Raw genomic sequence first — 26,236 nt, 5'->3', positions numbered from 1 at the left:
CCTGACCGTCGGCGGCATCGCCGTGGTCACCGCAGGCGTAGCGGCGGGCTTCCCGCAATCGATCACCACACCGCTGGGCAGCACCTTGACCATCACCGGCTTCAACGCGGCGACTGGCGTGGTCAGCTACAGCTACACCCTCAACGACAACGAAGCGCATCCGACCGCCAACGGCGCCAACACATTGCCTGAGCAGTTTGCCGTGACCCTGGTCGATGACAACGGCACCACCGCCACGGGCAGCCTCGACGTCAACATCGTCGACGACCTGCCCAAAGGCGTGAATGACAGCAATGGCACCGCCTCGGAAACCTTGCTGACCCTCAACGGCAACGTGCTGACCAACGACGTACAAGGCGCCGACCGGGTAACCATCGGTGAAGGCACTGGCCCGATCACCCCCGGCACCTTCACCGGCACCTACGGCACCCTGGTGCTGAACGCCAACGGCACCTACACCTACACCCTCAACACCAGCGACGCCGACTTCAAGGCGCTGCATGGCGGTGGCGATGGCACTGACACCTTCACCTATACGCTGACGGACGCCGATGGCGACAGCAGCACTGCGAAACTGGTACTGCAGATCCACAACAACGACGATCCGGTAACCCTCAACGGCCTCAACGTGTACGGTGGCGAGCTGACCGTCTACGAGAAAAACCTTACTGACGGCAGCAACCCCAACACATCAGCCCTGACCCAGAACGGCACCTTCACCGTCACCGCGCTGGACGGCGTCACCAGCCTGACCGTCGGCGGCATTGCCGTGGTCACCGCGGGTGTGGCGGCGGGCTTCCCGCAATCGATCACTACGCCATTGGGCAGCACCCTGACCATCACCGGCTTCAACGCGGCGACTGGCGTGGTCAGCTACAGCTACACCCTCAACGACAACGAAGTGCATCCGAACGCCAACGGCGCCAACACCCTGCCTGAACAGTTCACCGTGACCGCGGTCGACGACAATGGCACCACGGCCACGGGCAGCCTCGACGTCAGCATCGTCGACGACCTGCCAAAAGGCGTGAACGACAGCAATGGCACCGCCTCGGAAACCCTGCTGACCCTCAACGGCAACGTGCTGACCAACGACGTACAAGGCGCCGACCGGGTAACCATCGGTGAAGGCACTGGCCCGATCACCCCCGGCACCTTCACCGGTACCTACGGCACCCTGGTGCTGAACGCCAACGGTACCTACACCTACACCCTCAACACCAGCGACGCCGACTTCAAGGCGCTGCACGGCGGTGGCGATGGCACTGACACCTTCACCTATACGCTGACGGACGCCGATGGCGACAGCAGCACTGCGAAACTGGTACTGCAGATCCACAACAACGACGATCCGGTAACCCTCAACGGCCTCAACGTGTACGGTGGCGAGCTGACCGTCTACGAGAAAAGCCTTACTGACGGCAGCAACCCCAACACATCAGCCCTGACCCAGAACGGCACCTTCACCGTCACCGCGCTGGACGGCGTCACGACCCTGACCGTCGGCGGCATCGCCGTGGTCACCGGAGGCGTAGCGGCGGGCTTCCCACAATCGATCACCACGCCATTGGGCAGCACCCTGACCATCACCGGCTTCAACGCCGCGACCGGGGTGGTGAGCTACAGCTACACCCTCAACGACAACGAAGTGCATCCGAACGCCAACGGCGCCAACACCCTGCCTGAACAGTTCACCGTGACCGCGGTCGACGACAACGGCACTACCGCCACCGGTTCACTCGACGTCAACATCATCGACGACCTGCCAAAAGGCGTGAACGACAGCAACGCCAGCACCGCCTCGGAGACGGTGGCGAGCCTCAGCGGCAATGTGTTCAACAACGACGTGATCGGCGCCGATAAAGTCGCCATCGGCCTGAATGCCGGCCCGGTGACCCCCGGCACTTTCACCGGCACTTACGGCACCCTGGTGCTCAACGCCAACGGCACCTACACCTACACCCTCAACACCAGCGATGCCGACTTCAAAGCCCTGCACGGCGGTGGCAACGGCACCGAAACCTTCACCTACACCCTCACGGACGCCGACGGCGACATCAGCACCGCCAACCTGGTGCTGCAGATCCACAACAACGACGATCCGATAACCCTTGGCGGCCTCGACGTGTATGGCGGCGAGCTGACGGTCTACGAGAAAAACCTCAGTGACGGCACCACCCCCAACACACCGGCCCTGACCCAAAGCGGCACCTTCACGGTCACCGCCCTCGATGGCCTGCAAACCCTGACCGTGGGCGGCATCACCGTGGTCAGCGCTGGCGTGGCCGTCGGCTTCCCGCAAACCGCCGTCACGCCGTTGGGCAGCACCCTGACCATTACCGGCTACAACCCGGCCACCGGCGTGATCAGCTACAGCTACACCCTGAACGATAACGAAGCCCATCCTGCGGCCAACGGCGCCAACAGCCTCACCGAGAACTTCAACGTCGTCGCTACCGACACCGATGGCGATATCGCGAACGGGCAGATCAACGTCAACATCGTCGATGACTTGCCGAACGCCAAACCTGACTCGTCGTCGGTAACGGAGGGCGGCACGGTCAATATCAGTGTGCTGGGCAATGACATCAACGGCGCCGATGGTCCGGCGACGGTGGTCGGCGTGCGCGCCGGCAGCAATACCGCGACCTCGGCCGTCGGCGGGCTGGGCAACCCGATCAACGGCACCTACGGTTACCTGACGCTCGATGCCAACGGCAACGCGGTGTATCACAGCAACCCGAATTCGGTCGGCGCTGCCGGGGCCACGGATACGTTCACCTATACCGTGCGCGACTCCGATGGCGATGAAAGCACCACCACCATCACCATCGACGTGGCCAACAGCAATATCAAGGCCAACCCCGATAGCGACGTGACCGTCTACGAAAAAGCCCTAGACCTGAGCCAGGGCGGCCAGGACCTGGCCGCCGGTACGGTCACCGGCAGCGACCCGGGCAATACCGGCGAAACCGCGTCCGGCACCCTGGTCGGATCCGTCTCGGGTGCCAGCGGCGCGCTCACCTACACCCTGATCGGCAGCGCCACCGGCGCCTACGGGCAGATCCTGCTCAACCCCGACGGCAGCTACACCTACACCCTGACCTCGGCGCCAAAAACCTCGCCGAATGCCAACGACGGTCCGAACAGCCTGAGTGAAAGCTTCACCTACAAGGCCACCGATGCGGCGGGCAACAGCAGCACCAGCACCATCGTGGTCAACATTGTCGATGACGTGCCCAAGGCGGTGGCTTCGGATCGCTCGGTGGCAGCGGTGGAGATCGACTCCAACCTGCTGATCGTGCTCGACGTCTCCGGCAGTATGGCCGACCTTTCCGGTGTGTCGGACGCGTCGGGCACGGCCCTGTCGCGGCTGGCTCTGGCCAAGCAGGCCATCAGTGCCTTGCTGGATAAATACGACGACCTCGGCGATGTAAAAGTGCAACTCGTCACTTTCAGCAGCAGCGCCACCGACAGGACTTCGGTGTGGGTCGATGTCGCGACCGCCAAGACATTGCTGGCCGGTCTCACCGCGAACGGCGGTACCAACTACGACGCGGCCGTGGCGACCATGCAGACCGCGTTCAACACCTCGGGCAAACTCACGGGTGCACAAAACGTCGGCTACTTCTTCTCCGACGGCAAGCCCACCAGCGGCCAGGAAATCGGCACCGCCGACGAGACCGCGCTGAAAGCCTTCCTCGATGCCAACAACATCAAGAACTACGCGATCGGCCTGGGCAGCGGCGTGAGCAACGCCAACCTCGATCCGCTGGCCTACGACGGCATCAGCCACACCAACACCAATGGGGTGGTGGTCACCGACCTCAATCAACTCAACTCGGTGCTGTCCGGCACTGTGATCGGCGCACCGGTCACCGGTTCGTTGCTGGGCGAGGGCGGCACGTTCGGGGCTGATGGCGGCTTCATCAAATCCATCGTGGTCGACGGCACCACCTACACCTACGATCCAAAAGCCCTCGGCGGCCAGGGTTCGTTGACGCCAAGTGGCGCCACCAACCACGGCACCTTCAACACCGTGGACAACACGGTGAGCATCGCCACCAACAACGGCGGCACGTTGGTGATCAACCTCGACACTGGCGATTACAACTACACCTCGCAGAAAACCACTGCGGTGTTGATCACCGAGAACATCGGTTTCACCGTCAGCGACAACGATGGCGACCTCACCAGCTCGATGCTGACCGTGAAAGTGATCCCCAACGCGCCTCCGGTGGCGGTGGACGACCACGTTATCACCAACGTGCTGTCGGGCAACATTGTGGTGCCGGGCGAACTATTGCTGGCCAACGACACCGACCCCAACGGCGATACGCTCAACGCGACGCCGACTACCTTCAACACCGGCTGGGCCGCTAAAGGCGCGGACTTCACCGGTACCGGTGCGATCGGCTTCGCCGGCACCGACGACGTCGCTGCCAACCAGAGCCTGGCCAACGTGCGCAATGCCTTTGCGGCCAACGCGGCGACCATGACGGCGATGCTGGTGGTCAGTGGCTATCTCGGAGCAGCGAACAACGCCAATGGCAACAATGAGGACTTCATCACGGTCAAGCTGAATCAGGGGGAGACGCTCAACCTCAATCACAACCTGGGTGCCGGGCACATCACGATGGAGTATTCGCTCAATGGCGGAGCGTTCGTAAGCATCGCCGATGGTGGCACCATCACCGCAGGCGCGGATGGCACTTACCAGATCCACGTGACCAACATCGTCAACACCAGTGGTGGCAATAAGAATGGGGCAGAAAACTACGACCTGACCATGACCGTCAATTACGCCGGAGCACACGACGTCACCACGGACTACCACGGCACCTACACCGCCAACGACAACCACGGCGGCAGCGACTCGGCCAACCTGACCATCAGCTATCAGGACGGCCACACCCTCACCGGCACCAGCGGGGATGACGTCATGGTGGCGGGCACGGGCAACAACATCATCAATGCCGGCGACGGCAATGATGTGCTCACCGCCGGCTCCGGCAACAACGAGCTGCATGGCGGCGCCGGTAATGATCTGCTCTTCAGCGGACTGGGCAATGACACCCTCGATGGCGGCACGGGCATCGACACGGCCAGCTATGCCCACGCCACCGCCGGGGTCACGGTCGACCTCAGCCTGCTCGCTGCGCAGAACACCCTCGGCGCGGGCACGGACACCTTGACCGGTATCGAAAACCTCACCGGCTCGAACTTCAACGACACCCTGACCGGCAATAACAGCAACAACGTGATCAACGGCGGCCTGGGCAACGACATCCTCAATGGCGGGGGCGGCGATGACTTGCTGATTGGCGGTCTGGGCAACAACACCCTCAGCGGCGGGGCGGGGGCCGACACCTTCCAGTGGCTCAAGGACAACAGCGGCCATGACGTGATCACCGACTTCACGCCCGGCACCGACAAGCTCGACCTGTCGCAACTGCTGCAAGGAGAGAGCGGCACCACGGCTTCGCTGGACGACTACCTGCACTTCACCGTCACCGGCAGCGGGGCGTCGACGGTGACCAGCATCGACGTCAGCGCCATGGCCGGCGCCGCACCGAACCAGACCATCGACCTGGCCGGCGTCAACCTCGCCAGTCAATACGGTGTCACGCCGGGAGCGGGTGGGGTGGTCGCGAGCGGGCATGACACGGCGACTATCATCAACGGCATGCTCAACGATCATTCGTTGAAGGTGGATACCGTGTGACCTGAAAACTTAAGCGAAAAAACCCGCCATCCCTGTGCAAGGGATGGCGGGTTTTTTATTGTCCGAGACATAGACGAATCTCCGACCAGTGGTAGCAAAACCTGTAATTTCTGACAGTAGCCAGCCATTTGTAACTGCCTTTAAATCGAGTCATCGATCAAGCGACAGCATCGGTGCAAACACACTCGAGTCCCCCGTGTTTTTCGCCCGGATTCAGCGGTAGCGGGCGTATGCCAGCTTTATCGAACAACCGCCGGTCTTTGATTTTACTGGGCGTCAGATAGTTACACCGTTGGCGCATTGCGTCCGGTCACGGAAAGGAACTACGAAATGTCGACATTCAATAAATTGTCTGCTCAACAGCAACGGCTGCTCGATTACAAAGCGATGCTACGCGGGCGGCGAATCGAAGACGATTTTCCGCCGCCGGAGCCAATGCCAAACAAGTTGTTGCCGGAGACGGATGATGACCCGGGCAACCAAGTTCCAAAAAGTGAACAAGGGCTTGCCATGACTTTTAGAGTCCAAAAGTTTGCGGATTATGATCTGAATGATGGCCGGGAAGTAACAATGCAGCTCATGCTTGGCGATACTGATGATGATAAAGTCGGCACTCCCTTGACAGGTATTAGACCTTTGGACGAGAGCTGGTTTGATCAGCGGATTACCTTGCCGGCTGGATACACCGACAAGGCCGGTGAGCATAAGGTATGGATTTTTTTGACAGTACGTTTTAATGTCTCTAGGTCGAAAAAGTTTATATTGCAAGTAGATACGCAGTCGCCTCGCCCAACGGTAGAGACCGTAGTTCCGGACAGGATTAAAAATGAGGGGATTACAGCAGAGTATTTCGATTCCAGTTCCCATGTGTTGCTGAGTTATCCAGGCAATTATGGCGATGCAAAAATCGGTGATGTCATTGAGTTTATGCTGGCGGAATATAACGCAAGTGGTGCTGTGGATCTTGATACCGCTCGACTTATCGGTACGGCGGTGCGCTCGACTCCTGTGACTCCGCTGCAAACAACCAATTTGACCAAGGCGTTTCTTGAGAGTGGAGGCGATGAGGGTAAACGGGCCATTTTTGTTTATGCGACGGATCGAAAAGGCAATAAGAGCGTGGCTTCTCCTCCGGTAGAAGTTGATGTTTCGCTGATTCCAGCGCCAAAGAATCAAACCATTACTGTTGCGCTGCATGATGATAACAACCTGATTTTACTGGCGGATGCGCAAACGCCGGTCGGCGCCGAGTTTAATTACGATAACTTTCAGGTAGGAGATCAAATCAGGGTCAGTATCGATGGGCAGCCACTGGGTGATATTCCGGTGGGCAGCGTTCCTTTCGACTTACAACTAACGTATAAACAGCTGTTTAATGGGGATCTTGGCCTTAAGACGATAGATTTGGAATGGCAGGTTCGGCGCAATAATAAATTCTATCCACCCAATACGCCGGCTAAGAAAGAGTTAAACGTAGACTTGAGAAAACCGGGTATGCCCGTGGACCCTGATAAACCTGGTACTCCTGGTTCGACGGATCCGAGGTTACAACCGGTTACGGTACTTGGGGCGAACAGACTGGAGCCTAATAAGCTGGGTAAGTTGGATGCCGAGAACGGGGCATTTGTTATCGTCCCAATTTATGAAGGCCATAAAGCCAAAGATCAAATTCAACTCCGTTATATGAATGTTGATGTGCTTGAAGGTGAGGGCGGGGTTGTGACACTTGATGGTAGTGAAACAAATGAGACCGTTCTTGAAATGAGGATTCCTGGGGAGATTATTAAAGCGGTTGGGAACAATGATAATGCCTTCGCGGATTACACGATCAGTCATGAAGATGTGAACGAGACCGTTGCGCGTGCGCCTCGTCAGACAGTTGAAGTTCGCATTGTGCCCGGTGTAATGGTTGAGCCTGATTTTGTGGTGTATGGCAATGGTGGTGACGGTCCTGAACTGCATTGCGGTTCTTTGGTTGTAGATCCGGATACGGCGCGAAAGGCTGTGGAGGTCAAGTTTTCCGGTGACACCAGATTGAAAGGCGTCGATGTCAAGTTCTATGTGCAGGGTTATGAGAACGCTAAAGAAGACGGTACAGGGAAAAATATCCCAGGGGATATCATCCTCGATGCTGCGGCAATGGTAGAGAAGACCCCCGATGAGGATGAGGCGAGTACCGGTTTCAGTGTGTTTTTCCCATGGCAGGTATTTGACAAGATTCGCGATGGCTGGTGCACGTTGCACTGTTCGGCAAAACTTGATGGATACACAACACCCTCTGATCCGAAGTGGTTCAGGGTGGGGATGTTCAATCCGGGTAATGGCGAATTCTGTAACCTGACTCAATAACCAATATGGGGAGGCGCGAAGGCGTCTCCCTTTATTGATGCATTCGGTGTTTGACGGACTGGGCTGAGAGAGGCTTTAGGATTACTCCTACATTTTTTTGTCGGAAGTGAGGCTATCTTGCGCCGCCCTTGTAGTCCTCCAGCCCGTTTGGTCGGCGAGGACGGATCGATGAATAGGAAATTACCATGGCAATCGACAAACCGGCGTCTCGTCCAACTGTCATTTCAGGCTCCAACGCAAGGCTGGCATTAGTGCCAGCTTTTTTTTTCATGAGTTCTACCGTTTTTGCGGCAGTGATTGTCGATAACGGATCCACCCTGGACATCGATTCAACGGCTGCACCTGACAGCTATTCGGTGAAAAACAACAGCACGTTGAACATGACCGATGCGACCACCCGAAATGTCTCTGTCCAGACCGGCTCTACCCTGAACATCAATGGCGCGACCGTCACCGGTAACCCCGGCCAGGCGGGGATATCCATCAATACCAGCCGCGCAACCATTGATCGGGCGACGGTCAGCAGCGACACCATTGCGTTGCTGGTCAATCGCACGGTAGGAGGAAGGACCGGCTCGACCGTAACCGCCGCCAACAGCGTATTCAGTGGTGGCTTTGCCGGTGCCGTGGTGACAGGTTTCAGCACCCTCGAGCTGATCAACTCCGAAGTCACCGGAACGGGCGCAGGCAGCTTTGGCCTGATCGTGGCGGGAGGCTCCGTCACCGCATCCGGCAATACGCGAATCAGCGGTGAAGCCGCCGGTGTGCGATTTGAAACGGACCCACCCGTGGGCACTGCGTCGCTGGTGCTGGACGGCTCAAGCGTCGTGGGCCGCGACGGGCCGGCGATTCAAGTGGACGACGGTGTCGACGCCCGTATTGACGTGCTGAATGGTTCCACGTTGGCGGGCAGTAACGGCAACCTGTTGGAAGTGCTGGGAGCATCGACGGCCGCCATGAGAGTCGCCGGCAGCGCCTTGCAAGGCAACGTGCAAGTCACTGATTCCAGCACCGCCAACCTGACGTTTGATCGAGGCCAGATGACTGGCGACGTGGTGGTCGAGGACGGTTCTACCGCCAATGTCACCCTGCAAAACGGTTCGCAGTTCACCGGTCGCCTGGATAACGTCACGGGCGTCACTCTCAGTCAATCGAACTGGACCATGACCGGCAATGACACCATCGGCAGCCTGAGCATGGATGGCGGCCGAGTTGATTTCGGTGATGCCGGGGGGGCATATCGTCAGCTGAACGTTGGAACCCTCGATGGCACCGGCACCTTTGCCATGAAGGGCGATTTCTCTACCGGTGCCGGTGATTTTCTCAATGTGACCGGCGCAGCCAATGGTCAATTCGGCCTGGAAGTCGCGGCTTCCGGTACGGATGCGGTGGCCACGCAACCATTGGCACTGGTGCGCACCGCCAGCGGCGATGCGCAGTTTTCGCTGGTCGGCGGTCGGGTGGATCTGGGCACCTGGTCCTACGATCTGGCGAGTGCCACCGATGGCAGCGGCGGTACAGAGTGGTTCCTCGATCCCGCCACCAAAACGGTCAGCTCCGGTGCCCAGACAGTGATGGCGCTGTTCCGCACCGCGACGACCATTTCCTATGGCGAGCTGAAGTCGCTGGAAAACCGCATGGGTGACTTGCAATCGGATGGCAAATTGCATGGCGTTTGGGTACGACCTTACGGCAACAAATACAACGTTGGCGAGGGCGCGGGCGTGGCCTATCAACAGCGGCAACAGGGTGTTTCCATGGGCGCCGATACCCGTCTGGGCGATGGTCCGTGGAGCGTCGGGGTGCTGGCCGGCTACAGCCAGTCGGATATTGATCTCAAGGGCGGAAGCAGCGCAACGGTCGATAGTTTCTACGCCGGTCCATACGTTGGCTGGCAGGCTCCGGACACCGGCTACTACTTCGATGGCGCGCTGAAATTCAACCATTTCCGCAACGACTCGAAAGTCCGCTTGAGCGACGGAACCCGCGCCAAAGGCGACTACAGCAACTCGGCGGTCAGCGCCCTGGTGGAAGTCGGTCGCAACGTCCGGCTGGCGGATGACTGGCGGGTCAAACCTTCCGCCCAATTGTCGGCCGGCGTCATCGAGGGCGCGAGCTATGACCTGGACAATGGCATGGACGCCGACGGCGACCGGACACGTTCGTTGCGCGCCAAGCTGGGTGTCGCCGCCGGTCGTGACTTCAAGCTGGGCGGCGGTACCGTCGTGCAGCCATACGGGCGGGTCGCGATGGTTCATGAGTTTGCCAACAATGACAACGTGCATGTCAACGGCAACGAACTCAACAGCGATTTGTCGGGTAGTGGTGTTGAGGTGGGTGGTGGAGTGGCTTTTTCCCTGCGATCTAATGTACGGCTGAGTGCGGACCTCGACTACGGCAAAGGGAAAAACTACGAGCAGCCATGGTCGATGAGGCTGGGGGTGAGCTACGGGTTTTGATGGCCTGGTATAAAGGAATGAAAAAAACCGCGTTAAGCGGTTTTTTTCGTTTTCAGATACTGCTTTTACAATCTGGTTTGCGAGTCACAGTTCATCAATGTGATATACCAATGTACCAACTCTGCGAAGTCCGGCCATCCACACCTTTCAGGTAGAATTTGTAAGGGCCTCCGACTGGATGTGAACCAGTGTTTACATGAAATGTTCCATCGTCTTCAGCCAATCTTCTACCTGCCCAAATATCGTTGTCACGGTACAGGCTGACATAGGTGTTTGGCGGGGCCCCGCGGCCGTTGAAAGTAAACACTTTGTTTTGAGACACACTTCCTCCTTCTGGAATTGGAATTCCATTGGGGTCGGTGACATTATCGATGGATAACTCACCTCTTGTAATTATGCTGAAACGATGAACAGCAGAGTGCGGTAGGCCGCTACCGTAAAGCGGTTTGATTCTCAGGTCGTAGTTTTTAAAGCGCAATCCGCCAAGTTCAGCTTTAAAAGTATTATTGCCTTCGACCGGCACCTCACGCAAAAAGTCGTCGCCGTCAAATATTTGCACTTTCTGCAGTCTGTGGGCTTGGCCTTCGACAGTCACGGTCGTTTCGTATGTGTAACCGTCCGGGTCAATATCGTTTGTGGAGTCAAAAATGCGCCTGATAGTTGGCCTGACTGCCTGTTCAATGGTGAACGTCCAGTGTTGAGTGCTTTCCGGGTTACCGGTGTACAGGCCCCTGATTTTGATGTTGTAGGCAGTTTCAGGTAATCCGAGAATAACTTTTCGGAAGTTGCCCTTTTCATCGACCGTGGCCTCACCGAGACTGGCGTCACCATTCAGTATCTCGACCGTTTCATGTGGTTTGGCTTGGCCAGCAAAAGTCAGTTTCGTATGAAGTGTGGTTCCACCTTCACTTCCTCCGACTTTGTTACCCTCAGGGTCAGTAACTTCACCAAGGATCGGCACGATGGTGGCCGCTTCGGGATTAATCGTCCAAGGATTTGACTCGGCATTGTCACCATAGTCTGCCTCCGCGATGAACGTATACTTGGTTCCGTAGTCCAGATCTTGAACGAGTTTGGCCCATTTGCCCGTATCGTCGGTCGGTTCTGGCGTCAGGTCGGTGACTCCGTTGATCTGTAGCTTGATCGCCGCTAGCGGTGCCGCATCGCCCCTGACAATTACATAGTTGTATGGGGTTGTACCGTTGTCCTCGATCGGGCCGTCCGAGTCGAATACACGGGTATTGTGCGGCTTGATGATGGACTCCACGGTAAAGGTGCGGGGCGGGTTGGTGGTTTCGTTGTCACCATATTTTGCCTGAGCGGTCAGCTTGTAGTAACCGGCTGTCACATTGAGCGGAAATGTCCAGGCGCCATTGACGGGATCGGCAGTTGCGATGGCACCTTCTATCGGGTCACGGTCATTGAATAGCTGAATGCTCTCACCGGGCCGGGCATGTCCCACGATGAACAACAGATTCTTGTAAGTGATCTCATCATCAGGGACAGAGGGGCCGTCTTCGGATTCGAGGACGTCATCCAGGCTCAGCGCGACGTCCAGCTTCACGGTAAAGGTGCGGGGCGGGTTGGTGGTTTCGTTGTCACCATATTTTGCCTGAGCGGTCAGCTTGTAGTAACCGGCTGTCACATTGAGCGGAAATGTCCAGGCGCCACTGACGGGATCGGCAGTTGCGATGGCACCTTCTATCGGGTCACGGTCATTGAATAGCTGAATGCTCTCACCGGGCCGGGCATGTCCCACGATGAACAACAGATTCTTGTAAGTGATCTCATCATCAGGGACAGAGGGGCCGTCTTCGGATTCGAGGACGTCATCCAGGCTCAGCTCGACGTCCAGCTTCACGGTAAAGGTGCGGGGCGGGTCGGTGATTTCGTTATCGTCGTAAAGCCCCTCGACGGTAAGACTGTAGGTGAGCGGGATCACATCAAGTTCGATTTCCCAGCATCCGGTCTTCTCGTTGGTGGGTGTGGTTGCCCCGACGATGGGCACGCCATGATTGCGCAACTGCACGCGTTTGCCGGGCCTGGCATAGCCGCTGACCTTTACCTTTTTATCGTAGGTGGTCTTGCCCTCATCGATCGACCCCTTGGAGTCGACGACGTTATCCAGGCTCAGCTTGACGTCCTCCAGCGCTTCAAAGAGATAGGGCGGCTTGGAAGTTTCACCCTCGCCATAAAGCGCCTTGGCGGTAAGGCTGTACAAATTGGGGGCGGACAACTCAAATTCGATTGTCCAGAGTCCGTCAGGCTCCTGGGCGGTCCCTATTGCTCCGTCGACAGGCTCGTCGAAATTGAGCAGTTGCACCTCTTTGCCGATCCAGGCATAGCCATGGACCGTAGCCGTGTCGCTGTAGGTGGTATCGCCTTCAGTGATAATCTTCCCGCGGGAATCGTAGACCCTATCAAGGATCAGTTCTATATCCGATACGACATGGAAGGTGAACACATCGGACTCTTTGCCATTGGCAGCCTTGATCTTGATCTTGTAGGTGCCAGCGGTGAGTCCATCGAGGGTGAGTTTGAACAAACCGACAGAATTAACCGGGATTTTCTTGCCCGTGGATGTGTCGCCGTTGAACGCTTCAACTTCCATACCGGGAGGTGCGTTGCCCGTGAACTCCAGTGAGTCACCGGTGTAGTCATCGCCATCGTTAATCGGGCCATCTTTGCCAGTGACTACCTTGATGATCGGCGTCTCGGTCGCCCATATGAAATCGTACGGGGGCGAGCTATCTTGAGGTGGGTCTTTTTCGATGACATTAAGGCTGAAACGCTTGAATTCCTGGTTGCTAAAGTCGAGTTGTTTGATCCAGTTTCCTGACGGGAGAGTCGTCACATCAGTGATATAGGAAAAACGATCGCGAATATTGAGTATCCTGCCTGCGTCAGCCTTACCCTTCAATTCCAGCATTGGGTCATAAGTAACGCTGTTTTTGGGAACGAGAGTACCCTTGCTGTCCGTGATTGAATCGAAGGATACTCTGTCTGTTGTTTCACTCTGTGTGTCTGACGTAAGTGTTGAAGTATTCGGTGGTTTAGCAGTCATGATGATGACTCCGGGCATGGAAAGTGAATGTGCCCGAGTGATTTAAACCCTGCGCTGATAGCTTGCCTACTGTCATAAATAACAGGTGTGAGGTGGTTTCCGATCAATGGTCGGAGGTGCTTCGGCTGCCTGGCTCCGGCGACCCGATCAATCGCCCCATCGCGCCGAATACACCCAGTTCCCGGATGATCTCCAGTTCCCCTTGCGTCTCGACCCTCTCGGCAATCAGCGGCAAATCAATGCTGTGGGTCGCGCGAAAGATTGCGTCGATGAACAGCCGTTTGTCAGGCTGTTCGTCAATGGCGCGAATGTAGGCCCCATCGATTTTCAGGTACGCCAAACCCAATTGGGTGAGGTTGCCGATCTGGCTGAAGCGCCCGCCGAAGTGTTGCAGGCCGATACGATAACCGGTGTTCAGCAGGCTGTGGCTCAAACGCTGCAGTTCTTCGGGGGAGGGCAACTGGCGCTCGTCGATTTCCAGGGTCAGCAGCGGTGCCAGCTCCGGAAGGGAGTCGAGCAGGTCGAGGATTGTTCGCCATTGCACCGGATCGCGCAGGGTGCTCCCGTACAGGCTCAGTGCCAAGGGCCTGCGGTTGACCACCAGCTCGTCCAGCGTGGCTTCGAGCATGGCCAGGTCGAAGCGTTCCGACCAGCCCAGACGCTCGATCCACGGCAGGAAATGCCCGGCGGCGATCGCTTCGCCCTGTGGGTCGAGCAGGCGTGCCAGCACTTTGTGATGCAGCACCTGGCGGGTGTCGGCGCATTGCACGACGGGCTGGAAGTACAACTGCATCTTGCCTTCGGTCAAGGCGTCGTCGATCCAGGTGCGCCAGTCGTGCTGGGAGTGATTCGGCGCAGTGTCATGGTGGCCCAGATACACCCAGGGTCGCTCGGGACGCTGCCGGGATTCAGTCAATGCCTGATCAAGGCGCAGCAGTACGTTGCCGATCGACTCTCCGGGGCGGTAGGCGACAACGCCCAGGTGGGCGACGGGCATACAATCGCTGGCGCCGGTCAGGCGCAGGTTCTCCAGGCTGATGCTGACATCGGCAGCCAGGCGCGCGGCGCTGTCGGCGTCCAGACCCGGCGTCAGCAGGCTGAATTCCCCACCGCGATTGCGCGCCGCCAGCCAGGTGCGACGTTCCGGCAATTGAGTCAGGCGTCTGAGCAGTTCGCCGGCGGCGCTGATCAGTGCGTCCGTTCGTTGGCCGCCCAGTCGCTGGTTGAGCCCGTTCAGGTCGTTGATCCGCAACATCAGCAGATGGCCATCGCGGCTCTGTTCGCACACTCTCAAGTGGTCGGCCAGTTGTTCGTCGAGCAGGCGCCGGTTGGCCAGGCCGGTAAGGCTGTCGAGATAGGATTCGGCCCGCAGTTTTTCGCTGCGCGCAGCTTCTTCGATAAATAGCGCCTTGAGCTTTTCGACCATCTGGTTCATGGCCAGCACTACCCGTTTGAGCTCCGGTGTGCGTGGCAGGTTGGGCAGGCTGAGAAACTCGCGTTTACTGATGGCTTCGGCTTGTCGGACCATGCTGTCGAGTGGGCGGAACTGCCTGCGCAGCATCCATCCTCCAATCACCGCACTGAGCAACCCGCATAACAGCAACCAGATCAGGCTGCCGAGGGTGCTGTCCCAGAGCTTGGCCAGGGCGAATTGCGGATTGCTCAACACTTCGACCCGTGCCAGCTGTTCCCAGCCGCGCATGACCAAGGCGTCGCCACCCTCCGGGCGCAGGTTGACCAGGTTGACGAACCAGTCAGGCACGCCGTCGATTTTTGTCGGTGTGCTGCGCTCCACCAGGGTTTGCTGATCCTTGAGCCTGATCACGCGGATGCTGCTGAAATAGCCGCTGTCGAAAATCGAACTGACCATCAGCTCCATCATTGCCAGGTCATCGACCTGTGCCGTCAGTGACAGCCCCAACGCGGTGGCCGCGTCCTGAGCGTGGGCGCGCAGCTGACTGAGCGTTTGCTCGCGGGAGCTTTCGAGGCTGGCAAAAAAACTGCCGCTGAATGCCACCAGCAGGAACAGGCAGATGGCCAGGAACAACTGTTTACGCAGTGTCATGTCTCGCTCCTTGCCATGGCGGTTAGCCGTCGCCGATGTCGAACCCTTCGCTCTGCATCTTTTTCAACACGTCCTGCCAGCGCGACAGCTTCTTCGAGTCGCTGCTGCGTTGCCCGCCGTTCTTTCCCGGCAGGTACAGGCCTTCGGCGTTGAAGGCGTACACCGGCAGCAAGTCTTTGCGTTGGGAGGCGGGGCGGATATCGCCAATCAGGTTGTCCAGCACCAGTGGATCGGCCGTGGGGGCGCTGTAGAACGTCAGCACCATGTGCGCCTGGTTCTGGCTCAGAGCCTTGACGTAGGTGACGCGCAGTTTTTCGCTGGGAAAACCGAGTCGGCGCAGGCTGAAATACTTCGCCAGCGCGTAGTCTTCGCAATCGGCGGCACCCTTGATCAGGGCTTCGACGGGCGTGGCCCAGTAATCGGTCTGTTGCCAGATGCGCGTGTCGTCCTGGAAATTCAACTGCTGATTGAAGAAGCGGTTCACCGCGTTGAGTTGCTCACGTTCGGGCGCACCGCGTGCACTTTGCAGCATCTGACTCCACGCCTCGATCCGGTTTCGTGCCGGTCCCAGTGGGCCGTAGCGTTTTTCCACGGTTTGCAGGATCTGCGCAAAATCCCAGTCGGCCTGGACGCCACTGAAAACGGTCAGTAGCAAACCGGCCAGCAGCAACCATCCGCCGAGCCGAAGTCGGAGCGCTGGCCATCCTGGACTACGCAGACTGCGGGCCATGTCTGGCTGCTCGAGTGTAGGTTCGTGGAGTTTAGGTGGAGATTTTGCAGGGGGAGGGTAGGTCGTCGGGTCGCCTACAGCACCTGTGGCGAGGGAGCTTGCTCCCGCTCGGCTGCGCAGCAGTCGCAGAACAGGTGAGCGCGGTGTACCAGGGGAACCTGGATCGAATGGTTTGGGGGTCGCTTCGCAACCCAGCGGGACGGTGCGGCGATCCGACAAGCTCCCTCGCCACAAGGCCCCGAGAGACTTCAGGATTTGCGCAGGGTTTTTTGCCTGAGGATGTAGATCGTCACCAGCACCGCACTGGTCAGCATGAACCCCCGTGCCCAAGGCAGCGGCACCAGATAGCAGGAGAACAGGATGCTCGCCCACATCAGGCCGATGGCGTAGACCTTGCCCTTGAGCGGAATGCCGTTGCCGTCGAGGTAATCGCGAATCCACGGACCCAGCCGCGGATGCTCGACCAGCCATTGATAGAAGCGCGGCGAACTGCGGGCAAAGCAGGCGGCTGCCAGCAGCAGGAAGGGGGTGGTGGGCAATACCGGCAGGAAGATTCCGATGACCCCCAACGCTACGCTCAGCCAGCCGATGGCCAGCAGCACGTAGCGCAACATCAGGGGGCGGTTGCCTATGGGATTGTCCATAGGCAGAACCTTAGTGGTGACGGGGTTTGAGAATCGCCGGTTTTTCGTCTGGTGCGTTGCACAGCAGGTACAGCGCAGTCAGGGCTTCCGGGATCTGCACGATCATGTCGTCCATCAGGTTGGCGTCGGCGGCAATGTCGGAGAACTCCGGTTGCTCGTCGAACAGGCCCGAACCGACCATGATCGGCAGCAGCATTTCGCTGACTTCGTCTTCGGCGGTTTCAAACCAGGCTTCTTCGCGCAGGAACACGCCCTCCATGAACCCGATGCACCAGCCGCGCAGTTCGGAATCGTCCGGGTCGTCGCCCAGGTCCAGGTCGCACGGCAACTCGAACTCCTCGTCGGAGGCCAGTTGACGGGCGATGTGGGCCTTGAGGCCGATCAGCGTGGCTTCGATCTCTTCGCGCTGGGCTTCGCCACTGTAATGCGGCTCTTCGGCGAACAGTGCGTCGATCCATTCACGGTCCGGGACCACTTCGGAACAGATCGACAGCGCAGTGAGGTAGCCGTGGGCGGCCACGTAGTCCAGCGCCTCGTCATGCAGTTCATCAGCGTCGAGGAAGACTTGCAGGCGGGTTAGTTGCTCAGCGAAGGACATTAAAGGACTACCTTGGGGAATGTTCGATGCGGGAATTCTAGGCCTTCTTGAGCGCTTGGGCCAGCCGCACGGCATATTTGCCCATGGTCTCTCCCCGTAGGAGCTGCCGAAGGCTGCGATCTTTTGATTTTTCTTTTTAAAGACAAGATCAAAAGATCGCAGCCTTCGGCAGCTCCTACAGGAATCATGTCCATTCCCTCTTATCAGCGGTGCCCTTTGCCGGACAGGGCTCGGGTATACTCGCGCGTTTTGTGATGCCCTGCTGGCTTCACGGCTGAAATGTGAAGCGTCATGCAATGCGCACTTACGATTTGTCGGTGCAGCGTCGCGGGTTCTGAACCAGCCTTGCAGGGATGTTTCGGTGATTTTTTGGAGTTTCTATGCTCGAACAGGCTCAACGCGTCCTCAAGGACATCTTCGGCTACGACAGTTTCCGTGGTCGCCAGGGTGCAATCATTGAGCGCGTGGCCAGCGGTGGCGATGCCCTGGTCCTGATGCCTACCGGTGGCGGCAAGTCATTGTGTTTCCAGGTCCCGGCGCTGCTGCGCGAAGGCCTGGCCGTGGTGGTCTCGCCGCTGATCGCCCTGATGGACGACCAGGTCGCGACCCTCGAAGAGCTGGGCGTGGCCGCCGCCGCGTTGAACTCCACCCTCAGCGCCGAGCAACAGCGCGACCTCGCCGCCCGCATCCGCCGCGGTGAAGTGAAAATGCTCTATCTGGCGCCAGAGCGTCTGGTCCAGCCGCGAATGCTGTCATTTCTGCAGGGACTGAACATTTCCCTGTTCGCCATCGACGAAGCCCACTGCGTGTCGCAATGGGGTCATGACTTCCGTCCGGAATACCTGCAACTGGGCCAGTTGGCGGAGATGTTCCCCGACGTGCCGCGCATCGCCCTGACCGCCACGGCCGACAAACGCACCCGGGAAGAAATCGTCACCCGGCTGCACCTGCAAGACGCCGAGCGCTTCCTGTCGAGCTTCGACCGACCGAACATCTTTTATCGCATCGTGCCCAAGGAGCAGCCGCGCAAGCAGTTGTTGGCGTTCCTCGCCGAACGCCGCAGCGATGCCGGCATCGTGTATTGCCTGTCGCGCAAGAAAGTCGAGGAAGTCGCCGCGTTCCTCAGCGAGCAGGGCTTCCCGGCGCTGCCGTACCACGCCGGTCTGCCCAACGATTTGCGGGCTTACCATCAGAAGCGCTTCCTCAACGAAGAAGGCCTGATCATGGTTGCCACCGTGGCGTTCGGCATGGGCATCGACAAGCCCAACGTGCGTTTTGTCGCGCATCTCGATTTGCCGAAATCCCTGGAGGCCTACTACCAGGAAACCGGCCGTGGCGGCCGTGACGGCCTGCCGGCAGACGCCTGGATGGCCTACGGCCTGCAAGACGTGGTGATGCTCAAGCAGATGCTGCAGAACTCCGAAGGCGACGAGCGCCACAAACGCCTGGAGCAGCACAAGCTCGACGCCATGCTTTCCCTGTGTGAAGAAACCCGCTGCCGTCGGCAAACGCTGCTGGCCTACTTCGACGAGGACATGCCCCAGCCTTGCGGTCATTGCGACAACTGCGTCGACGGCGTGCAGACCTGGGATGCCACCGAGCCCGCGCGGCAGGCGCTTTCGGCGATCTACCGCACCGGTCAGCGCTACGGCGTCGGGCACCTGGTGGATGTATTGCTGGGCAAGGACAACGAAAAGGTCCGTAACTTCGGCCATCAGCATCTTTCGGTGTTTGGTGTCGGCAAGGCGATGGCGGAGGGCGAGTGGCGCTCGTTGTTCCGCCAACTGGTGGCCCGTGGTCTGGCCGACATCGACCTCGAAGGCTACGGTGGCTTGCGCCTGAGCGACAGTTGCCGGCCGCTGCTCAAAGGCGAGGTGACCCTGGCGTTGCGCCGCGATCTCAAGGCGCAGACCGTGGCGAAAAGCAGCAAGAGCCAGGCGAGCCAACTGGTCCGTGGCGAGGAGCGCGAACAGTGGGAAGCCCTGCGTGCCCTGCGGCGCAAGCTCGCCGAAGAACATGGCGTGCCGCCGTATGTCATCTTCCCCGACTCGACCTTGCTGGAAATGCTGCGCAGCCAGCCGAGCTCGCTGGCGGAAATGGCCGCGGTCAGCGGCGTCGGCGCGCGCAAGCTGGAGCGTTACGGCGAGGCCTTCCTCGAAGTACTCGGCGGCCAGGTCCAGGCACCGAAACCCGTGGCCGACGTACGTCACGAACTGATCACGCTGGCGCGGGCCGGGATGACACCGGTGCAGATCGCCGGTCAGTTGCAGTGCTCGGAAAAGAACGTCTACACCATGCTGGCCGAAGCGATCGGCAAGCAGCAGTTGTCGCTGGAGCAGGCGCTGGATCTGCCTGAGGACCTGATGGGTGAAGTCCAGGACGCCTTCCTCGATGGCGAAGGCGAATTGCCGCCGGTTTCCGAGATCGCCGCGCTGTTCGCCGGCCGGGTACCGGAAGGGGTTTTGTACTGTGTTCGCGCTGCCTTGCAGTCGGAATTCGAGATTTGAGAAATCTGTAGTGCTGATGTAACGATTCAGTACAGATCAAGCCTTGCCTCGGACCGAGGCTCATGCTTAGCTGACTAATAATTAGTTTTTATTTATTTCAGTCTAATCATGAGTGTTTTATGCCGTTAACCGATCAACACCGCTTTGGCATGCAATTGGCCCAGATGTCCCGTGGCTGGCGTGCCGAACTGGACCGCCGTCTGGCGGGCATGGGCTTGTCCCAGGCGCGCTGGCTGGTGCTGCTGCACCTGGCCCGTTTCGAAGAAGCTCCGACCCAGCGGGAGCTGGCACAAAGCGTTGGCGTCGAAGGCCCGACCCTGGCCCGTTTGCTCGACAGTCTGGAAAGCCAGGGTCTGGTGCAACGCCAGGCTGTGCTGGAAGACCGTCGGGCGAAGAAAATCGTGCTCTGCGCCCCGGCGCTTCCCCTGATCGAACAAATTGAAACCATTGCCACGCAACTGCGTCACGAACTGTTCGAAGGCGTCGATGAGGCGGATTTGAAGGTGTGCATGCGGGTTCACGGGCATATCCTGGGCAACCTTGAAAAATCCTGAGGCATAACCGACTGCCAGGTTTTTGAGAGACCGCATTGCGCAGACTATAAGAACTACTCGGCGATATCGTGTTCGTAACGGATGTACGAACGCGTACGGGTAGTTTTTGTAGATCTCAAGGATGCTCATGCTCAAGTGTTGGCGGTTGGTTTTGCGCGGTTGTTCACAGGGGTTGCTGGCTGGCGTGGCGATCACTTACTCGGCATGGGCTCCGGCGCTGGGCCTGGGTGAAATCACCCTGCATTCGGCGCTGAATCAACCGCTGCGTGCCGATATCGCCCTGGTGGATGCGGGTGGCCTGGAGGAGGGCGAGCTGTCGGTGAGCCTGGCAACGGCAGACGAGTTCAGCCGTGCCGGGGTCGACCGGGTCTTTTTCCTCGACAATCTGAAATTCACCCCGGTCCTGCGCGGCAAGCGCAGCGTGATCCAGGTGACATCCAGCAAACCGGTCAGTGAACCCTTCCTGAATTTCCTCGTGCAGCTCAATCAGCCCGGCGCCCGGTTATTGCGCGAGTACACGGTACTGATCGATCCGCCGGGTTCGCCAGGCATTGTTGCCGCCACCGATGAACCGGTTTCCAGTTCCGCTGCGTCCGCATTCCCCAGGGTTCAACCGGTCGAAACGCCGCCCCCCGTGGCAAAGACGACGCCAGCAACTGACGTCTCCATGGTCGATCCCGCTGTGGAGCAACTGGCTGCAAGCACCCTGCAAAACCACCAATTGCAATCCACTCTCGATGAGCTCAACGAGAAGCTACAAGGCCAGGATGAGCTGATCACCGACCAGAAAAAACAGTTGGCCGAGCTGCAAACCCAACTGGCTGAACTCAAGAAGGTAAAGGCGCAACCCATGGTTTCTGATGCAGTGGCACCGGCACCCGCCATTGCTGAACCTCCCGGGGTTGGCTGGTTGCAGATTGCCGGCGTGTCAGCGCTGATGGCGTTGGTGGCGCTGGGCTGGTTTGTTCGCCGCCAGCGCCAGCAGCATCAGGCCACGGCTTCAGAGGCTCTGCCGTCGCCACATGAGCCGTCGGCTGAGTTTTTTACCGAGCCAGTGATCTGGCCGCTCGTCACGCAATCGCCCACTGCGCAGCGCGACGGGGTGCCAGCCAATGATGAACTTGAGTGGGTGGATAACCGTCATTCCATCCCGGTCGCCGCTGTCGTGGCGGCTCCGGGTTTGGCGATGTCCGGTGAACCCGCCATTGACGATGAATACCGGCTCAACTTGGAGGAGCTGTCCATGGCGTCGAGTTGGGACGTGATCAGCCCAGGCGAGACCAGGCAACCGGTGGCTCTGGCCATGATCGAGCCTGCGTTCGGGTTAGAGGCACAACCTGATCAGCCGACTCGACAGTCACCGGCCGGGCTATCATAGCGGCGTCGTCAAACTCTGGAGTCAAGCCCCATCATGACCGCCCACAAACCGGAAATCGTCATCACCTATTGCACGCAATGCCAGTGGCTGTTGCGTGCCGCGTGGCTGGCCCAGGAACTGCTCAGCACCTTTGGTGACGACCTGGGCAAAGTTTCTCTGGTGCCGGGCACCGGCGGGGTCTTCCATATTTTCTGTGACGCCGTGCAGATCTGGGAGCGCAAGGCGGACGGTGGCTTCCCTGAAGCCAAAGTGCTCAAGCAGCGGGTCCGTGATCAGATCGACCCGGACCGCGACCTGGGACACAACGACCGCACTCAGTGAGACGCGGCCTCGGCGGTAACGGCTTTCTTACTGGAAGTGCTTGAGAGCCTGCTGGACACCACGATTGCCACGATGATCAACGCGCCTCCCAGCAACATGCGCAGGGTTGGGTTTTCGTTGAACAGCAGCCAGGCGACGGTGATGCCATAGACCGGCTCCAGGGCGAACACCACGGCGGCGGTGCGTGCCTTGATCACCGCCAGGCTGGCGACGAACAGACTGTGGGCGACACCGGTACAGAACACACCGAGCAGGCCGATCCACAGCCAGTCGATGGCGCGTACTTCGCTCAATTGAGGCGCCGCCACTGGCAGCAGGCATAGGGCAACCACCACGTTCTGGCACAGCGCGGCCTGCACCGGCGGGACGCGCCCGGAGCTGGCACGGTTGGTCAGCGACAGCAGGGCGAACAACAGCCCGGAACCCACGGCCCACAGCAGGCCGGTGGTGGCGCCGCTGGCCAGATCAAAATCGGGCGTGACCAGCACCAGCCCGACACTCACCAGCAGCACCAGCACAATCTCATTGTCGCGAATGCGCTCGCGGAAGATCAACCCTTCGAGGATCACGGTAAAGGCCGGGAAGCTGGCGAAGCCGAGCGTTGCAATCGCCACGCCTGCGACTTTCACCGCAATGAAGAAACTCACCCAGTGCCCGGCGAGCAACAAGCCGCTGAGCAGCAGCCGACGCCAGTCCACGGCCTCGAGTTTCTGCCAGCGCGTCTGGCTGGCGAACCGTGCAAAAAACGCCAGAGCGAGCACGGCAAAAGCTGCACGGCCGAACACGATGATCGCCGGTGATGCGGCAGCCAGTTTGCCGAACACGCCGGTCAGGCCGAACATCAATGCGCCGATATGCAAGGCGCCAAGCGCGGTACGGGGAGTCATTGCAATCCTTAACGACAAACGAACAGAGGCCTCATTGAAGCGCGTAATGGCCCGGCAAGTCTGTCGGCAGACTAGCGTTTTTTGTCGCCAGCCTCGCGCCGCAGTTTCCCGGGCGATGCCCCGAACTCGCGCAGCACCGCCGCCGCGAAGGCACTCTGGGAGCTGTAGCCTACGCGGTTGGCAATCTCGCCGATGGGCAGCGCCGAGTTGCGCAGCATGCCCACCGCGATGTGCAGGCGTCGGCTACGGATGTAGTCCATCGGCGTCTGCCCGCATTCAACCACGAACCGCGCATGCAGACGGGCACTGGAGAGGCCGGCCACCCGGGCCAGGTCGGCCACCTGCAGCGGGTACGCCGCGTACTGATCGATGTGTGCATTCAGCGCGGCATAGGGCAGGCGCCGACCGCCGACGGCGTCGGGCCTGGCGTTGTTCAGGCTGGCCAGCAGCAGCACCGCACCTTGTTGTGCGATCAGCGGGTCATCGACCGGACTGTTCGCCAGCCAACTGACCAATTGGCTTTGTCCCGCGTCCAGGGGCAGGCGGCCGGCGTTGTCGAGCAAGCGTCGGCTGGACTCGGCGTGATCGCCCAACGACTGCGCAACCCATTGCTCGCTGGGCACATCCAGCACCAGGCAGCGACTGCCATTGGCGCTGCCACATGCGTGATGCGCGCCGGAGGGCACCACCACGAAACTCTGCTGGCGCACCTGGCTACCACGGCCGTCGACCTCGAAATCCAGGGCGCCCGAAAGCCCGAACACCAGTTGAGCGTGGTCATGGCTGTGGACGATCAGGTCGTGGCTGTATTGGCGGAGCGTGAGGATCGGTCTCATCGCGGGTCTCCCGGTTCAGGGCGTCAGTCTACACCGAGCGGGCCAACAAGCGTTGTCACAGGACTGACTTGACGCTGTCATGGACCATTAACCGGGCCGCGGCAGACTTGGCAAAACTTGCCAGAGGGTTGCCCATGACCAGCGCCGAGCTCGCCAAACCCACCCGTAAGCAACGCGTACGGACGCTATGGATTTCCGACGTGCATTTGGGCACCCGGGATTGCCAGGCTGAACACCTGTCGCAGTTTCTCAAGAGCTACCACGCGGACAGAATCTACCTGGTCGGTGACATCATCGACGGCTGGAAACTGCGCGGCGGCATGTACTGGCCGCAAGCGCACACCAACGTGATCCGTCGCCTGCTGACCATGAGCAAGCGTGGCACCGAGGTGATTTACGTCACCGGCAACCACGACGAGTTCCTGCGCCGCTATTCGAAGCTGATCCTGGGCAATATCCAGTTGGTGGACGAAGCGGTACACGTCACCGCCGATGGCCGGCATCTGCTGGTGATCCATGGCGACCAGTTCGATGTGATCACCCGGTACCATCGCTGGCTGGCCTTTCTCGGTGACTCGGCCTACGAATTCACCCTGACCCTCAACCGCTGGCTCAATCATTGGCGCGCGCGATATGGCTACGGCTACTGGTCGCTGTCGGCCTACCTCAAGCACAAGGTGAAAACCGCGGTCAGCTTCATCAGCGACTTCGAGGAAGCCATCGCCCATGAATGCGTCAAGCGTGAGCTGCACGGCGTGGTGTGCGGGCACATTCACCATGCCGAGATTCGCAAGGTGGGCGAGGTGGACTACCTCAATTGCGGCGACTGGGTGGAGTCGTGCACGGCGTTGATCGAGCATTGGGATGGTTCGATCGAGTTGTACCGGTTGGCGGATGCCCAGGCGCGGGAGGCGCAGATGAAGGCGGCCAAGGTTGCAGAGTTGGCTTGATAATCCTGTGCCCGTGCGGACCTCATCGCGAGCAGGCTCGCTCCCACAGGAGTATGCGTTCCAATTGTGGGAGCGAGCCTGCTCGCGATGGACCGCGAAGCGGTCCTGTCAGGCTGGCGAATGTTCTTCCATCGCCGCCTTGTAGATCGAGTTCCTCGGCCGGGCAAACAACCGCTCCATCATCGGTTCGAAGAAGCTCAATGGCAGCGTGTCATATGCCGGATCAAACGCCGCCGCATCGTATTTGGCACAGAACTCGACGGTCGCCTGGTACTGCGGGTGGTCCTGGAACTGCTCACGCAGATGCCGATCCATGCCCAGGTGATGAAAGAAGTAGTAGCCCTGGAAAATCCCGTGTTTCTCCACCATCCACAGGTTCTCGGCGCTGACGAACGGCTTGAGGATCGCTGCGGCGATGTCCGGGTGGTTGTAGGAACCCAGGGTGTCGCCGATGTCATGGAGCAGGGCGCAGACCACGTATTCTTCGTCGCGACCATCGCGAAAGGCGCGGGTGGCGGTTTGCAGGGAATGGGTCAGGCGATCCACCGGGAATCCACCAAAATCACCCTCCAGTAACTTCAGGTGCGCCACAATCCTTGTCGGCAATTGTCGCGCGTAGGCACTGAAGTCCGCGGCGATGATCGCCCAGTCTTCCTGCGTGCCGTCCTTCATGTGGGTGAAGCGGGCATTGGCATTCATAGGCAACTCTCTTGTGACGGATGTTCTCTAGAACGGAACGCGCCCCAGCACCATGTCCCGGTACATGACAAAATCGCCGAGCAGGCTATAGAAGGGGTGTTGGAACGTTGCCGGGCGGTTCTTCTCGAAGAAGAAGTGACCGGCCCAGGCAAAGCTGTAACCCGCCACAGGCAGGGCCCACAACAGCATCCAGGCGCCGCGACCAATGGTCAGCGCCAGTATCAAGATAACCAGCGTCGTGCCGATAAAATGAAGACGGCGACAGGTACTGTTGCTGTGCTCGCTGAGGTAGTAAGGGTAAAACTCAGCAAAGCTGTTGAAGCGTTTGATGTTTTCCACGACTGCGATCTCTGTGGTTATTGTTCTGACTGCAAGTTGTTCTGCGGGTAGCTTATTTGAGTCTAGAGTGATCAATGGCATCAGCCAGTGACAATAGGCGCCACTTTAGTATCCTTCGGTCAATAGCCGTC

General features: G+C 59.3%; 17 protein-coding genes. 8 read left to right on the top strand and 9 right to left on the bottom strand.

Annotated features, from left to right (window positions below; translation table 11 throughout):
- The 3 genes from CD175_RS18440 to CD175_RS18430 form a co-directional block, all read left to right on the top strand.
- Positions 1-5,725: cadherin-like domain-containing protein (locus tag CD175_RS18440; RefSeq protein WP_104449952.1), on the top strand; the 5,725-nt coding region annotated here is incomplete at its 5' end.
- Between the two features lie 330 nt (positions 5,726-6,055).
- Complete coding sequence (locus tag CD175_RS18435) at positions 6,056-8,074, top strand: hypothetical protein (RefSeq protein WP_104449951.1); 2,019 nt, start codon at positions 6,056-6,058, stop codon at positions 8,072-8,074.
- A gap of 269 nt (positions 8,075-8,343) precedes the next feature.
- A complete protein-coding gene (locus CD175_RS18430) occupies positions 8,344-10,533 on the top strand; it encodes an autotransporter outer membrane beta-barrel domain-containing protein (protein ID WP_240629004.1) in 2,190 nt (729 codons plus the stop codon).
- 94 nt (positions 10,534-10,627) lie between these two features.
- Here CD175_RS18430 and CD175_RS18425 read toward each other — a convergent pair whose 3' ends face one another.
- The 5 genes from CD175_RS18425 to CD175_RS18405 all read right to left on the bottom strand — a co-directional run bounded on the left by CD175_RS18425 (position 10,628) and on the right by CD175_RS18405 (position 17,634).
- Entirely contained in the window at positions 10,628-13,597 is a 2,970-nt protein-coding gene (locus tag CD175_RS18425) for a carboxypeptidase regulatory-like domain-containing protein (RefSeq protein ID WP_104449949.1), read from the bottom strand.
- A gap of 103 nt (positions 13,598-13,700) precedes the next feature.
- Positions 13,701-15,662, bottom strand: coding sequence for a cyclic di-GMP receptor LapD (gene lapD / locus CD175_RS18420; protein WP_104449948.1), 1,962 nt, complete (start codon positions 15,660-15,662; stop codon positions 13,701-13,703).
- A gap of 22 nt (positions 15,663-15,684) precedes the next feature.
- A complete protein-coding gene (gene lapG, locus CD175_RS18415; protein WP_104449947.1) occupies positions 15,685-16,392 on the bottom strand; it encodes a cysteine protease LapG in 708 nt (235 codons plus the stop codon).
- Positions 16,393-16,640: 248 nt separating this feature from the next.
- Positions 16,641-17,036, bottom strand: a complete 396-nt coding sequence (locus tag CD175_RS18410; protein ID WP_007975274.1) for a YbaN family protein — start codon at positions 17,034-17,036, stop codon at positions 16,641-16,643.
- Positions 17,037-17,046: 10 nt separating this feature from the next.
- A complete protein-coding gene (locus tag CD175_RS18405; protein WP_007975277.1) occupies positions 17,047-17,634 on the bottom strand; it encodes a UPF0149 family protein in 588 nt (195 codons plus the stop codon).
- 380 nt (positions 17,635-18,014) lie between these two features.
- Between CD175_RS18405 and recQ the strand changes: the two genes are divergently transcribed.
- The 4 genes from recQ (at position 18,015) to CD175_RS18385 (ending at position 22,394) form a co-directional block, all read left to right on the top strand.
- Positions 18,015-20,141 (top strand): DNA helicase RecQ, encoded by a 2,127-nt coding sequence (recQ, locus tag CD175_RS18400; RefSeq protein WP_104449946.1) that lies wholly within the window; start codon positions 18,015-18,017, stop codon positions 20,139-20,141.
- A 119-nt stretch (positions 20,142-20,260) separates the two neighbouring features.
- Positions 20,261-20,695 carry a MarR family transcriptional regulator gene (locus tag CD175_RS18395; RefSeq protein WP_007975279.1) on the top strand — a complete coding sequence of 145 codons (435 nt, stop codon included), beginning with the start codon at positions 20,261-20,263 and terminating at the stop codon, positions 20,693-20,695.
- Positions 20,696-20,822: 127 nt separating this feature from the next.
- On the top strand, positions 20,823-22,073 hold the full coding sequence (locus CD175_RS18390) for a FimV/HubP-related protein (RefSeq protein ID WP_104449945.1): 1,251 nt from the start codon (positions 20,823-20,825) through the stop codon (positions 22,071-22,073).
- 33 nt (positions 22,074-22,106) lie between these two features.
- Positions 22,107-22,394, top strand: a complete 288-nt coding sequence (locus CD175_RS18385) for an Rdx family protein (RefSeq protein WP_015096307.1) — start codon at positions 22,107-22,109, stop codon at positions 22,392-22,394.
- On the opposite strand, the gene CD175_RS18380 is transcribed toward CD175_RS18385, so the two are convergent.
- Positions 22,388-23,281, bottom strand: coding sequence for a DMT family transporter (locus tag CD175_RS18380; RefSeq protein ID WP_104449944.1), 894 nt, complete (start codon positions 23,279-23,281; stop codon positions 22,388-22,390). The two genes, CD175_RS18385 and CD175_RS18380, sit on opposite strands and share 7 nt — an antisense overlap.
- A 71-nt stretch (positions 23,282-23,352) precedes the next feature.
- A complete protein-coding gene (locus CD175_RS18375; RefSeq protein ID WP_104449943.1) occupies positions 23,353-24,117 on the bottom strand; it encodes an AraC family transcriptional regulator in 765 nt (254 codons plus the stop codon).
- A 134-nt stretch (positions 24,118-24,251) separates the two neighbouring features.
- Between CD175_RS18375 and CD175_RS18370 the strand changes: the two genes are divergently transcribed.
- Positions 24,252-25,067, top strand: a complete 816-nt coding sequence (locus tag CD175_RS18370) for a UDP-2,3-diacylglucosamine diphosphatase (RefSeq protein ID WP_104449942.1) — start codon at positions 24,252-24,254, stop codon at positions 25,065-25,067.
- A 108-nt stretch (positions 25,068-25,175) separates the two neighbouring features.
- On the opposite strand, the gene CD175_RS18365 is transcribed toward CD175_RS18370, so the two are convergent.
- Positions 25,176-25,766 (bottom strand): HD domain-containing protein, encoded by a 591-nt coding sequence (locus tag CD175_RS18365; protein ID WP_104449941.1) that lies wholly within the window; start codon positions 25,764-25,766, stop codon positions 25,176-25,178.
- Positions 25,767-25,793: 27 nt separating this feature from the next.
- Complete coding sequence (locus tag CD175_RS18360) at positions 25,794-26,105, bottom strand: Mpo1-like protein (RefSeq protein ID WP_104449940.1); 312 nt, start codon at positions 26,103-26,105, stop codon at positions 25,794-25,796.
- Positions 26,106-26,236: the final 131 nt, after the last annotated feature.

This window comes from Pseudomonas laurylsulfatiphila, assembly GCF_002934665.1.
GTDB lineage: Bacteria > Pseudomonadota > Gammaproteobacteria > Pseudomonadales > Pseudomonadaceae > Aquipseudomonas > Aquipseudomonas laurylsulfatiphila.
The sequence above is the reverse complement of the archived record's forward strand: the minus strand, read 5'-3'. Positions and strand labels throughout refer to the sequence as shown.